Below are 14,304 nucleotides of genomic sequence, written 5' to 3' on the forward strand. Positions count from 1 at the left end.
AAAACAATTTAACTCCTACACGCATGAAAAGGAAGATATGCGTATATCTTCCTGTCAGACTATCTTGGGAGTCTTGCTCTTCTATTTGGGAATTCTTTATCGAATCCTTCTTTATGATCACAATACCAATAAGCGACTGTACAAACATCATCCTGTCTTTCATATAATGAAAGATCATCGTTACCAATCTGCTGTAATGTCACTTTGATATCTTCATCAAAGGCAATTGGATCCAAAATATGGAATCTATATAAGCCATGACGTGGAAGGCTGTCATTACCAAAAGCATGAACAGCATTCAACTTACCTGTTTCAAATCTTTCTCTTGTTTTATCCTTTGTTGAATAGAATGGATAACCTAGGAATAAGTTAGAATATGGTTTAACTGAAGGTCTTCCTAATTCATCTTTCTGATGGAATGCCCAGGCACCACCAAAGTAGTCTTCTGAACCTGTTGAAGATACTGTTGGATAGTCTTCATCACCATCAAGATAGAACTTAAATTCTCCTTCACCCCACCAATATCTTTCAAGTGCTGTTAGGCCAAGGTAAGTACCTACATAGTAACCTTTACCCTTTACATCATCTAAGATGACATAGTCTTTCGCAAGCTCTGTCTGACGTTCTCTACGCCAGTAAGCGTGGAAATATAAACAGTTTTCTGGAAGTGCATCGACTTCAGCATAATTGATTGTATAGAAGAAAGATGTAATATCTTTTGGATGTTCATTTGTCATTGTAATGACGGCTCTTTTTGCGAATGGCATTTCAAAGTAGCTGTTCATTCCTCCAGTAGGATTAACTACGATTGGTAAAGAAGCAACATCACATCTTTCACCAAAACCATTACAGAAGAAATCACCAATAGGAGCTTCTACTGCAGGTGTATCACTACCATCCCAATAGATTCTTAAGACAACATCTCTCATGACAAAGCTGCCTTTTTCAGTATTTTCACGGATTGTCATCCACATATGTCTAATAATACCTGGACCTTTAATATCCGCAATCACTGTTTCTTCACCCATAGGTAATTTAATGCTTCCACGGCCTTTTCTTGATGGACCTAAAGCACTTGCTTCCATACACGCTTTGCCTTTTTCACCAGTTGGGTTTTCTGGTGATACAGCTCTAGAACGTTCTCCTTTATAAGTCATGATATTACTTAGTAAATTCATAATCTTCTCCTTCCTTTACTGCATGTTGATTGACAGTAATTGAATAATTATTTTTATTGGTAATGTGAATGTGCTGATCAGTTACCTTGATATCAAATCTTGATTCACCGATATGGAAATCCTCCCAGAAGAAGTTTCCAATAAATTCCTTCGGATGAATCGTTAAGTGTTTGTTTGGTGCATCATAGTTGATTCCTAAGAATTCTGTAATGAACAAGATATAAAAGATACCTGATGCCCATCCACATTTACCACAACTGTTCATTCGTGTGACATCTCCAGTAGGTGCCCCTACTTTATAAGGCCACCACCACCAGCTGCCATCTAAATCAGCCAGTCTTTCTAATTCTTTAAATCTGCCGTTTTCTCCACTCCAGTTTTCTACATTATCTGCACCATTCAATATTGAAATATATCCTGGGAATGTTGCACCTGACTGGTTACCCCATTTAATCCCTCTGCTCAGCTTACTATAAGTAGGATTCTCATCACTTGAACTGAATTGTCCATAGTGAGTTGTCCTGTCTCCTGCCTCATAGCCATAATATTTCAATAATGTAGTGTCTGATTCTTCACCATCATGCATTCTTAATATGATAGTACCGTCATGATCCACGTCAGTTAAGAACTGAAGTCCTTGATCAAGCATCTCTTTACGATAACACTCATCTGACATATGTTCTTTTGTATCTGGATCAAGTGATGCAATACCTTCTAGAAAAATACGATGACCATTCGTTTCTACAGTCATATATTTCTCTATATCATTCTTGATTGCCTGGGCTTCATTTTCTAGTTCAATCGCATATTCCTTCTCGTCAAAGATTTCAAGTGCAAGTCTTGATAGGGAACGACATGCACGATATACACAAATGTTAGATCCTGTATGATATGTGCCAAGGGAGTAGGCGTCTGAAATCCATATACTGTGGTATAGATGTGGTTCATCTGGATTTCTAGAAGTAATGACTTCGTTAAGGATTTCCTTCATCTGTTTATATAAATCTTCATTATCTAGAAAGAAATGATGATCACCAAAATAATCATAATACGCACCAGAAAGTAGAATGACTGATAATGAATTGCTTAATGAATGGAAGATACCGCCTTTAAATTTGGTTCCAGGGTATTTAATACCATATTGAGCAAACCATTTTATAGTTTGTTTACATAGGTCAGGTTCGGTCATTGTATAAGGTAAGCTAGAATAATACATATCTTTATTCCATATATGAGGAGTAACGGGGTATGTGCCCCAGTTTGAGCCCAATATTTGATCATAACTATTCATGGCGAAAGCACCGGACGCCTGCTGATAGGCTCTTTCAATTAAGTATCCTGCCATTGGATCATTATCAAAATGGACTTTACCTATGCATTGTTTATAATACTGACGTGTTTCTTCTAACCATTCATCAATACTTCTGCTAAACAGTTTCTGTGTGTCTTGATACGCATTAGGATCAGTGAAAGCAATCATGAATTCTTTTTGAGAATGAGGTGGTAAAGTAAATGAAATACAGTTGTGAGATTGTGTCTCACGGCATTCTATTAATACATTTCTTGTATCAGAGTATTTCTTTTTATAGAGAGAAGGAAGTTCTAAGACTCCTTCTCCTTCTGTATCGCTTTGATTCTCAACGATAATACCATACATCAAACTGCTTAATCTTTCTCCATCATGAGTAATAGGCGCAGCAGCTATCAAACTGACTGTTCCATAGTTAAAATGATGAATACTTCTTGGAAAAAGATTATCTGCAAGATCAGATACGACATCTACATTATCAGATTTTAATTCAGTTCTTTTACCATTCCATGTGATAGAGACAGAAAGATCATGTTCCTGGACAAAGTCTTTTCCTACCCATACACCTGGTTTGCTTTCCATGTAGTAGTTGTGATGAAAGAAAGTAAGGTTTTTAATTGTGCCAAATTCATCAAGATTAGCTTGAACTTTTTGATTGGAAGAATCAAATGAAAATGTATCATCTGGAAGCTTATTGCGATAATAACTGATTGTGTTGTCTGTACTATAGATTCCATTCTTGATTCTTAGCATATAGAATGGATTGCATTTCATTGTATTCAAAGCGACCTCCTGTGATATTTACTAGCAAATACCTAATAGTGATAAAACGATTCCTAATGCAACGATACCAAAGATAATAGCGATAACGTTGACTTTCTTATTTAATAGCTTATAGCAGCCAAATGTCATTAATAATGGAACGATACCTTTAAAGATACTATCAAGAGCTGACTGAACATTCATTAATGACTGTCCCTTCATCTTGAATTCAAGAATTGTCTTAAATACGACTGTCTGGCTAGTCATGGCACCAACCATAATTAAACCAACAATACCAGCTGCTTTTGTAAGGATTTCAATCATGCCGTTTGCATATAATTTTTCAATATACTTAGCCCCTAAAGAATATCCTAAACATGCACCATAGTATCTGCATAGGAAGTTTGGTACGTTGAATAATACTAAGAAGATAATTGGAGCAAGGATGTTACCAGCATTAGCAAAACCAATAGCAAGACCTGCACAAACTACTCTCCATACACCCCAGAATAATGAGTCACCAATACCAGCTAAAGGACCCATTAAACTTGTTTTAATAGAACCAATTGCATTGGCATCAAAGTCTGGTTTTTCACTGTTTTCTTTTTCCATTGAGCCAGCAATACCCATTACAAATGATGCAAGAGGTACTGTAGTACTGAAGTAAGAGACATGTCTTGCAAGAGCTTCACGTCTTTTCTTTTCATCATTCTTATAGAAATGGTTAATGAATGGAATCATAGCATAACAGAAACCTGCACCACCCATAGTAACTGGGTTAACAGATGCATACATAGCGCCTGATCTCCAGAACATCTTTCTGATTAATTTCTTTTCTTCTTTATCAATGTTATTCATTAGTTTCATGCGAAAAAGTCCTCCTCTTCACTGTCATTAGCTGATGCACTTGCAACAGCTGGTTTAGCCATCATATCTTTTAACTGCATATCACGCTGTGCTGTTACTAGTGCGATAACAACACCTAATACTGCGATTGCGATTAATGGTAATTTTAAATAAGCCACTGCAACAAATCCTAAAATGTAGTAAACACCTGTTTTCTTATCCCATAACATCTGCATTAACATAGCCATACCTACAGCAGGAAGCATGTTACCAGCAACTGTTAAACCATTCATAATAACCTTAGGGATTGACTGTAAGATTGTCTGTACAACATCAGATCCTAACCATACAGCAAAGAATGGAATTAAAGCATATAAACCATAGTGTAATGCCCATAAACCAAAGTGAAGGGCTGTGATTGATTTGTCTTTACCTTCTAAAGCTAACTGTTCGAATTTTGGTGCGAATGGACCAATAACGAATGAGAAAATAAAGTTCATGAACTGAAGACCTAATACAGCAAGTGGGAATACGATTGGAATAATAGTACCAACATTTCCACCCATCTGGATTGTGAATGCTGTAGCAAGACCTGCAGCAAGAGCTGGTTCAGCAGTACTTGAGATACCTACATTGACAACTCCCATAAAGATTGATTCTAATGATGCTCCAACTAATAAACCTGTCTGAACATCTCCTAGCAATAAACCTGTAAGTGGTGCAACGACGATTGGTCTACTTAACATGACCATACCGAAAAATTCATGTCCTGCAACGCCTACGAATACTGCCACTGCAACGAAAAACGCGTTTAACATAATAACTCTCTCCTATCTCTTATAAATTTTTTAATACGTTTGTAGCAAGCTTCTTTTCCATTGAAGGTGTACCCTGGAAGAATGTATTTGGATATAATTCAACTAATTCTTTTAATGCGTCTAATTCTTCTTGAGTCAACATAACTTCTTTAGTTAAATTAATCTTTTCTCCTGAGGTCATCTTTCCAGCGTTACCTAAGTTAACCATTTGAATATTCTTGTATTTCTTACATAAAGTAACAGCATCACGTACTGTAGGTACAAGAACCATCAAGCGCATCTTTTCTGATCTAGGATCATCTAAGATTGATGAAACGCCTTCTACTGATTTAATAATACATTTGATACCTTCTGGCACTGCCATCTTTAATGACATCTTCTGTAATTCGTTTGATGCTGCTTCATCACTTGCAACAACTAAACCATGAAGCTTTAATTCCTTTGTCCAAGTCATAGCAACCTGTCCATGAATTAATCTTTCGTCTACTCTTAAACAAACAATCATTTTCTTTTCCTCTCTTTCTTATAGAAGAAAATCGTCATCGTTTTCTTCCGTGTTGTTTTTTTCAATTTCTACTAAGCATAACTGTTCTCTAGCTTCTTCAATCTTAGCCTTTAAGAACTCATTAGTAAGTTTTTCTGGAGTCATAGTGACTTCAATAAGAACAGCTAAATTGAATCCTGATACCAAGAAAGTGTTTTCCCTTACACAATATGAAATCATCTTCTGATTTACACTTCCACCCTTAATATCAGTAAAGATGACTACTTCATCTTCCTGTGGAATCTTTGCGAAATATTCTTCAATCTGCTCATTGATAGGTTTCTGTCCATCTACATAAGCTGTAATATAGTCTACGTTATCTACATTACCGATTAAGAATTCCATTGTTGATCTTGCACCTGAAGCAAGTAACCCATGTGTTGCGATTAAAATGTGTCTCATTTTGATATCCCCCTTACGACTATATAAGTTGCAATTGTCATGCCAACTTTTAGTTTTCTTATTTTTTATTTTCTCCTTTCTTTTTCTTTTCACTTATATATACTGCAATTGTAATGCCAACTTTTAGTTTTTATTTATTAATTCTTTAATTTCTTTTTCTTCTGGCATCACTCTTAATGCGCCCTTCTTAGTTGTAATTAAAGAAGCTGCTGCATTCGCAAACTGAAGCATTTCTTTTAAATTCTCTTCAGTCATATTGTCTAATCCATTTTTAAGTACTGCATGAAGTGCACAGGCTCCAAATGTGTCACCTGCACCTGTTGTTTCTATAGTATCCTTATTTAAATAAGGTTCCATAAATACTTTATGATTACCATAGTAAGCAATACTACCATTTGGACCAAGTGTAACATTGATGAGTTTTGCATGTGTTCTTTCTCTAATGATTTCAATTCCCTTATCATAATCATCAGTACCTGTGAGCCATTCAATCTCATTATCTGCAATCTTTAAGATATCACACTGTTCAATACCATACCAGATCTGTTTAGCTGCAAGATCTTCACTTTCCCATAAAGGTGGTCTTAAGTTAGGGTCAAAAGAAATAATCTTATTTTTCTTTTTTGCATAATCAACCATCGCATAAGTAGCAGATCTTACTGGCTCATCCGTCATAGACAAAGAGCCAAAGTGGAAGATACGACAGTTATCAATTAATTCATAATTCACTTCGTCTTCCCTAAACATCATATCTGCTCCTGGCTTTCTATAGAAAGAGAAGCTGCGGTCACCTGTTTCATCATTATCTACAAAAGCAAGTGTTGTTTTTGCATTAGGATCAAGAATAAGTCCAGCTGCATCAATCTTCTGTTCTGTAATAGTATTTTTTAATAGTTTACCAAACTCATCATCTCCTACTTTACCAATAAAAGCAGTTTTATAACCTAATTTTCCAAGCATAGCAAGTACATTACATGGTGCACCTCCTGGATTGGCTTCATAGATACGGTTATTCTGTTCACTTAAACCATTTCTAGTGAAGTCTATTAATAGTTCACCTGTTGCTGTTACATCGTACATAGAATACCTCCATTGTTTATTCATTTATATATACTGCAATTCATATGCCAAGTTTGAGGTATAAATAAAAAACTCACAGTTTATGTACTGTGAGATAAAATAAAATAAAAAAGTGACGCAACGCAGGCGCTGCATCACATAAAACAAAATGTTTTTGTCCTTCGTCAGTATTATAGATTCTTTTCATATAAATAGTCAATAACATTTATGACAACCCACTCAGAATTACCTCGTATTTGAAGCATGATATTTATGTTTCTACACATTCTAGGATACTCTTATTCTTATAGGCATATCCATTTTATATAGAGGTGTGTCTCTTCTTTCTATTTTATGTAAAAAAAAGTAGCCCAACGCAGGCGTCGGGCTACATAAAACAAAATGTTTTTGTTCCTGTATGTATTATACGTTTCTTTCGTATAAATAGTCAACAACATTTTTTAGCGAGTATTTTTGAGCAAAAGAGTAGTGCTCTACTATTTCACAGCATTCCTAAAATAAAAACAGATTTCCTGTTTTTATCTTAGAAAATCAGCTCTATATAGCTAATTTTCTCAATTTATTAACGCATTTGCCGTTTTAAAAAAAGATGGCGCTATTTTCGCAACCATCTTCTCTATATTATTTATTTTTAATATACTCTCTTTCTTATAAAGAATATTCCTAAACAACTCATCATAATCAATAAAGACCATCCAATCATATTAATATAAGTAGTATCACCCGTCTTAATCTGTTCATTTTTATCAGTCTTATTTGTACTCTGAGTTGGTATTTCTGTTATTTCAATATTATCAGACTTAAATTTAAGCTGTTTATATGAAGCATTCAACATTTCATAAGCTTGATCCACTTCACTTTGTGTAGCTTCTTCATTCATTAATACTTCTTTACTTTGATTTAATACTGTAATTAAATAATCTGTATTTTCATACTTACTCATGTCTAAAGCATCAATTTTTGAAATCAACTCTTTAAGTTTTGTCTTATCTGCTTTTAAAACAAGATGATCAATAGCCTCTGATAAGGTATTAACCATTTCATCAATTTCTTTTTGAGTAACATCATCTTTATCTATGAGTGCTTTCGCTTTAAGTACTTCATTATTCACTCTCAACAATGATGAAGCAGTATATTTTGTTTGATCAATAGATTCAGCTTTACCAATAATAACCATTAACTGAGAGTAATCAATCTTCTTTTCTAAAGCATTTAAAGCAGCTTCTAATTCTAATATTGACTTTTGTACCTTATCATTTTGAGGGACAGATTCTTTATAAGCTTCTTCAGCTTGCTTTCTCTTGTCTGTAAGTAATTTAATTGACTCTTCTGTATATTTAGATTCATCAATGTCTAATGCCTTTGTCATCAATTCTTGTAGATGTTCATAAGATTCTTTAGTAACAAGAAGATTTTTTGCATCAGACAAATTCTTATATGCTTCTAAGACAGATTCTTCATTCGCATTTCCATCATTTATTACTTCTTGTGCTTTATTCAAATAAATGTCTAATTCCTCTACACAAACATCTATATACAATGAACAATCAAGCTTATTCACTTCATCAACCAATGCAATTAAATCTGTTTTATCGCTCTTGAAAATCAATTTATCTTTTGCTTCAACAAGTTCCTCACAAATAGAATCAATCTTTTCCTGACTACTATTTTTATCATTGTAGATCATTTCAGCTTCTTGTAACTTATCTTTCAATTTTTCAAAAGTAGCAGGTGCATATACTGATTCATCAAGATTTTTACATTCTTTAATTAAACTACCCAAATAATCAAAATTAGCCAATAATTTCAAATTATTAATACTATCTAGTAACTCTTGTTTTGTTTCTAATATCGTAGAAGACTCAACATTTTCATTGATCACCTTGTAGGTATTATTCAATGCTTGATTGAATCTTTCCTTTGTTTCTGGTGTATAAATAGAAGTATCCATATTGACATTCATATAATATAAATTTGTTAGTTCACATTTATCAAGTGAATCTCCGTATACTTCAAATTCCCATAATGAATACCCATAAATACTGTTAGGTTTAATTCCCTGCATCTTTACATATTCGGCTGTTACACCATTATAATTATATGTTTCAATGCCACCGTTAGAATGTTGTGCATGTGTAATATCAGTCCATGTTTCTCCATCTAAAGAAACCTGTAACTTATATTCCTCTGCACCAGTTCCTTCCCAATTCAACTTAATCTGATTAACATTGTAATAATCTCCAAGATCAACAGAAATCCATTGATTTGAAACATCTTCCTTATTGTCTTTCTGTCTTAAAGAAACCCAACGAGATTCCTTTCCTGAAGTGGCATCTTCACTTCCATCAAATGCCTTGGAAGAATCATATTGTGCTTTATATGAACTAGATGCACTAGACTTCTTATTTAGTGCTAAATTTGTAGTCTTTGGCTGTTTAACTCTATTACCATATATTTCAAATTCCCATAATGAATAACCATAAACAGTAGAAGGTTCTAGACATTCTACTCTTACATATCTTGCTACTGTTTGGTCAGTATAGTCAAATTCTCTTTTTCCACCTTTTCCATCACTTACTGAAGTAATATCCTTCCAGTTTTTTCCATTTGAAGAAATCTGGATTTTATAACTTTTAGCACATGCTGCTTCCCAATTTAAAACTATTTTTGAAATATCATAATAATTCTGTAAATCTACATAAATCCATTGATAATCAACAGATTTACCAGAATTATCTTTTCTTCTTAAAGAAACCCATCTTGATTCTTTACCAGATGTTTTATCTACACTTCCATCAAATGCTTTTTCAGAACAATATTGACTCTTATAAATACTAGATGAATATGAAGGTTTATTTAATGCAATGTTTTGATTTTCATTAACTACTGATGATTTATCACCATATACTGCTACTTCATTAATACCAATACCATAATTCTTATTATTTACACGGCGTGTTTTATAAGAATGAATTTTAAGATATCGACCATAAATATATGAATCATATGTATGAATATCTCTTAATGATGTATTTGTTTTTGTTTCAGTAACTACCTGCCAAGTTTTCTTATCATTAGATACTTCTATTGTATAATCATCTGAGCACGCATTTTCCCAATCAATTTGAATCTTATTAATTTTTGAATACTGTTCTAAACCAATAATAATCCAATTATCGTCACTGTTTCTAATTGATCCCCAACGTGTTTTTATATCACCGTCAACAGCATTTTCTTTTTTTAATTCATTATTATATTGTGAACTTGTTTCTACTGATTTATTTAATGCGATATTACTATAATTCGTATCTTCTTGTTCTTCATTACCATACGCAACAAGTTCATATATACTGATTCCATAATTTTTACCATTAACAATTCTAGTTTTTGTAGAATGTATCTTTAAATAACGACCATAAACATTATCATCAAATAAATATTGATCATATAATGATTGATTTGATTTTAATTTTTCTTTTATAGTAGTCCAGTTTTTCTTATCTAAAGAAATCTCAATACTATATTCATCTGAGCATGCGGCTTCCCATAAAATATTTAAAGCCTTAATTGAACAATTCTTCTGTAAATCTACAATAATCCAGTTATCATTACTATCTCTCTTTGAACCCCATCGTGTATTTGTATTGCCATCAACAGCATTCTCTTTCTTTAATTCATCATTATATTGAGAACTTACTTCAACAGGTTTCTTATATGTTAATGCATCCTGACTTTTACAGCTTATTTCTTTAATTTGATAATAAGAACCCTTAGTTTTCTTCATTACTATCTTTATATAAGGGTATATGCCACCGATGCTGACAGTAGAATCAGTTACATTTTGATTCACTGATTTTAAATAAGTATATGTTTTACCATCTTTAGATGTGTATATATCAAAATCTGAAGCATAATGATCTCCCCATTTGATATTTAATTCTGAAATATAACTATTACCAGCATAAAAGCTGATCCATTCTTCATCATTAGACTTACTCTGCCAATAAGTACTCATATCATTATCAAAAGCTGATTTGACATCATGTGGTGATAAAGATGAACTAGAATTATACAAATTACTATCATTTTCATTCAAAGTCATAGATGAACCAGTATACGGTGCTGATGGCGTAATAAAATCAGTTTTTGTAGTAGTTTGACCATAATCAAGTTTAACTTGAATAGTAATATTACTTTGGTTTTCTGATGTTGCAAGAGTGATTTTTCTTTGATTTTCAGATTCATCAATAATTAAACTACAAGGCTGATCAACCGTTACTTTATATCCTGTTTTATATTCTAATGTCCCTGCTTTGTAAAAATTGATTTGTGTCTGTTTAAGATTTTCATTTCTAACCGCTTGAATATTTTCATTATTCGCAACAATAGTTATAGGATTACTATCAGCATATTCTGATACCTTTTTACTTGTTTTGTTTGGCAGAATAATATAAGAATATGACTGATTACTAGGCTTTATTCCATGATTAATATATGCTTTAAATGTTCTTGGAGTAGAAGCCTTCTTTTCTTCTGCCCATAAAGAAGGATTATCTTTCTGATATGCATTAGATACAGTCACTGATGTTTCATCAGGGAAAACATATCCAACTTTATTATTGTAAATCCACTTACTATTTTTAATAGTTTTAGTAGTATCTTGAGAGATAACATCTCCATCCACTAAAACATTATCAGCTTTTGCCTGATTAAGTGTTGAATGGATTTCAACTGATTCACTAGATGTAATGCCTGAACCTAATGCTACAATTTCATCATCAAAGAAGAAATATCCTTTCTTTACTTGAGTTCCCTTTTTATCCATTGCATAAGCACAAGCACCATACTGTCCATTCGATACACCGATAGTATGACTTGTTCCGTTAGTAAAACGTCCTGAATTAGAATAATCCTGTACTAATCTTGCAGCAGTTGTTGTTCCAGGACAATGTGCCCAATCATAAGTTGGATAAACAGTAGTATATTCATCACCATCAACACTAATAGTAGATGATGCTGATGAAGTCCAATAAATGAGTTGACCTTTATTTCCATTAGGCCAGCTTCCTCTCCATTCCCCTCCAATGATTTCATTGGAATCCATTTTTATATTAACACCATAATCATTTCTCATGTGAGATGCATAGCCTGATCTCCACATATAGTAATTTCCATTTTTACCATTTGTGATCTGTGGGTTTTCAATATTATTCAAAATGTCCTGATACTCTTTAGCATGTATTTTATCAGAAGCAATCATTCTTTTTAATGGCTCAATATACTCAGCTGCATAATTCTTATAACCAACTGAATATTTATATTCACGATAACCTAAATATAGTTCTTGAATATCTCCCCTAATTGTCCAGCTTGTTCCATTAATCATATAATCAGCCATACGATTAATAACATCTTTTCCTAATGAAAATGAAGTATCTCTCAACATATAAATCCAGAAACTCATATCTCTAAACATAGACATTCCATAGCCATTTGAATAAAACTGTTTACCATGCATATAAAAACTGTTGTCTACTTGTACAGCTTCAGATGTTTTATCATCCTTCTGTGTAACTAAACAATAACTCAGATAATTATTGATCATATCATGTAAATGTTCAGAATCTTCTGTCAACAAATAATAATAAAGATAGTTTTGAGCAAACCATAGATTATTTTGACCTGTTCCATATTTAACTGGTACTTTTTCTAAAAGCTTCTTTAGCATGATATTTTCTGTATCTTCATCTACAACATCTTCTAGAAATAGAGCCATTCTAGAAAAACGAAGCTGTACACCTACTTGATTTTCCCACCAGTTTGTTGAACGAGGATTTTGTTCAGCCCAATACTTAATAGCTTTCTCTAGTTTATTTACTACTTCCTGCTTTTTATATAAAGCATTACCTACTTTACTATAAGCTATAGAAATAGCTTGAAGACGATCTAATGCTAGATAAGGAGACCATGCTGCTCCATTTGCAGCATTATTATTTGCCTTATAATTAACATCATCAAAAGAACCATCTTCTTTTATAAGTTTTAGATAATCGACTGCTTTAGAAACATAACATGTTTCAACTTTAGAACCATCATCAATCGTATCTAAAGATAAGAAATGTTCCTTTAGCCTTCCCTTGATAATACTTATTTCTTCGTTAGATGTTAATCCGAATGTCACTTGCACACTTGATAGTGACATTGTAAATACAACAAACAAAGAAATTATTATTTTTACTACTTTATTCATCATTAACCCTCCTTTTGTAATCACTTTCTAATTATAGAATGCCATTCATATACTTTAATTTCAATTTGGATTAACTTGAATAATTATTATTTCACTGAATCTCTTTCAATTATTTTAGTAGATAATAATTGAGTCATTTGAACATCGTTTTCACGATGAATACGATCTATAAGTTTATTGACTGCAATTTCTCCCATTAATTCTTTTTGTACTTGAACAGTAGTGAGTTTAGGAATTGTTTTATCACATAGAGGTGTATCATCAAAGCCAGTAATAGCTATTTGATCTGGTACTTTTATATTCATTAAGGTCAAAGCATTCAACAATATAAATGCATTTGAATCATTAGCACATACAAAAACTTGAGGTAATTCACTTTTTTTAAGTAATGATACAATGCTATTAACATCGTTTTCTAATACATATTTCTCTGTTTCATGTAAGATGGAGTATTGATTTATATATGATTCTATATCAGATATAGTATTTCTATTTACTAAAGCTTGTTTATATCCTACAAAACGATCAGAAAAGCTTAAAGAGTATTCTAAATCTCCAAAAAATCCAACTCTTTTATATCCTTTATCAAGAACATATTGAGTGATTAAATACCCTCCCTGTTTATTGTGAGTTAAAACACAATCACATGTATCCCCTAGTGATGTATAATCCACAAGAACTACAGGAATACCTGTATTTTTCAACTGATTTAAATTCTGATCTGATATTTTACCAACCACTAGAATACCAGCTACTTTTCTATCTATAATACAATCCGGAAATTCAAATTGATTATCTTCAAAATAATTCAAAATAGATATATAACCTAATTCTTTAGCACGTTCAACTATTGAACGTAAGACAATAGAATAAAAATGTCCTGTATTTGCATAATAGCTCTGCATAAGAATACAAATATTAGATTTAGAAAAGACTGAAAGATAATGATGTTTTTCATTGATATATCCCATTTTATCAGCTGTTCTTAATATTTTTAGACGCATTGATTCACTTACACCTGGCTTATCATTTAATGCAATCGATACAGCATTAATAGAAATATCCAATTCTTTCGCAATATCTTTCATAGTCACTTTCATGCTATCACCTCTTTG

The 14,304-nt window shown here is 32.6% G+C and carries 9 protein-coding genes; all 9 read right to left on the reverse strand.

Annotation, left to right across the window (positions count from 1 at the left end):
* Positions 1-59: 59 nt before the first annotated feature.
* The 9 genes from NQ499_RS10270 to NQ499_RS10310 all read right to left on the reverse strand — a co-directional run bounded on the left by NQ499_RS10270 (position 60) and on the right by NQ499_RS10310 (position 14,289).
* The gene (locus NQ499_RS10270; RefSeq protein WP_006506708.1) at positions 60-1,178 is read right to left on the reverse strand and encodes a glycoside hydrolase family 172 protein; all 1,119 of its coding nucleotides are present in this window, start codon (positions 1,176-1,178) and stop codon (positions 60-62) included.
* Entirely contained in the window at positions 1,162-3,261 is a 2,100-nt protein-coding gene (locus tag NQ499_RS10275; protein WP_407651062.1) for a glucosidase family protein, read from the reverse strand. Before NQ499_RS10275 ends, NQ499_RS10270 begins: the two co-directional genes overlap by 17 nt.
* A gap of 30 nt (positions 3,262-3,291) precedes the next feature.
* Entirely contained in the window at positions 3,292-4,116 is an 825-nt protein-coding gene (locus tag NQ499_RS10280; protein WP_006506710.1) for a PTS system mannose/fructose/sorbose family transporter subunit IID, read from the reverse strand.
* Positions 4,113-4,913 (reverse strand): PTS mannose/fructose/sorbose/N-acetylgalactosamine transporter subunit IIC, encoded by an 801-nt coding sequence (locus NQ499_RS10285; protein WP_006506711.1) that lies wholly within the window; start codon positions 4,911-4,913, stop codon positions 4,113-4,115. The genes NQ499_RS10280 and NQ499_RS10285 overlap by 4 nt, the downstream gene beginning before the upstream one ends.
* A gap of 19 nt (positions 4,914-4,932) precedes the next feature.
* Complete coding sequence (locus NQ499_RS10290; RefSeq protein WP_006506712.1) at positions 4,933-5,418, reverse strand: PTS sugar transporter subunit IIB; 486 nt, start codon at positions 5,416-5,418, stop codon at positions 4,933-4,935.
* 18 nt (positions 5,419-5,436) lie between these two features.
* Positions 5,437-5,859: a PTS sugar transporter subunit IIA gene (locus NQ499_RS10295; protein WP_040390151.1), complete on the reverse strand. Its 423-nt coding sequence runs from the start codon at positions 5,857-5,859 to the stop codon at positions 5,437-5,439.
* 123 nt (positions 5,860-5,982) lie between these two features.
* Positions 5,983-6,939: a carbohydrate kinase family protein gene (locus tag NQ499_RS10300; RefSeq protein ID WP_202898495.1), complete on the reverse strand. Its 957-nt coding sequence runs from the start codon at positions 6,937-6,939 to the stop codon at positions 5,983-5,985.
* Between the two features lie 631 nt (positions 6,940-7,570).
* Positions 7,571-13,189 (reverse strand): discoidin domain-containing protein, encoded by a 5,619-nt coding sequence (locus NQ499_RS10305; RefSeq protein ID WP_050772190.1) that lies wholly within the window; start codon positions 13,187-13,189, stop codon positions 7,571-7,573.
* Between the two features lie 86 nt (positions 13,190-13,275).
* A complete protein-coding gene (locus NQ499_RS10310) occupies positions 13,276-14,289 on the reverse strand; it encodes a LacI family DNA-binding transcriptional regulator (RefSeq protein ID WP_040390152.1) in 1,014 nt (337 codons plus the stop codon).
* Between the last annotated feature and the right edge of the window lie 15 nt (positions 14,290-14,304).

Source organism: Catenibacterium mitsuokai (genome assembly GCF_025148785.1).
Taxonomy (GTDB): Bacteria; Bacillota_I; Bacilli_A; order Erysipelotrichales; family Coprobacillaceae; genus Catenibacterium; species Catenibacterium mitsuoka.

Excerpts from the sequence above, each read along its gene's own strand:
- NQ499_RS10305 (WP_050772190.1), bottom strand. The coding sequence starts at position 13,189 with ATGAATAAAGTAGTAAAAATAATAATTTCTTTGTTTGTTGTATTTACA.
- NQ499_RS10280 (WP_006506710.1), bottom strand. The coding sequence starts at position 4,116 with ATGAAACTAATGAATAACATTGATAAAGAAGAAAAGAAATTAATCAGA.
- NQ499_RS10295 (WP_040390151.1), bottom strand. The coding sequence starts at position 5,859 with ATGAGACACATTTTAATCGCAACACATGGGTTACTTGCTTCAGGTGCA.
- NQ499_RS10310 (WP_040390152.1), bottom strand. The coding sequence starts at position 14,289 with ATGAAAGTGACTATGAAAGATATTGCGAAAGAATTGGATATTTCTATT.
- NQ499_RS10300 (WP_202898495.1), bottom strand. The coding sequence starts at position 6,939 with ATGTACGATGTAACAGCAACAGGTGAACTATTAATAGACTTCACTAGA.
- NQ499_RS10290 (WP_006506712.1), bottom strand. The coding sequence starts at position 5,418 with ATGATTGTTTGTTTAAGAGTAGACGAAAGATTAATTCATGGACAGGTT.
- NQ499_RS10275 (WP_407651062.1), bottom strand. The coding sequence starts at position 3,261 with ATGAAATGCAATCCATTCTATATGCTAAGAATCAAGAATGGAATCTAT.
- NQ499_RS10285 (WP_006506711.1), bottom strand. The coding sequence starts at position 4,913 with ATGTTAAACGCGTTTTTCGTTGCAGTGGCAGTATTCGTAGGCGTTGCA.
- NQ499_RS10270 (WP_006506708.1), bottom strand. The coding sequence starts at position 1,178 with ATGAATTTACTAAGTAATATCATGACTTATAAAGGAGAACGTTCTAGA.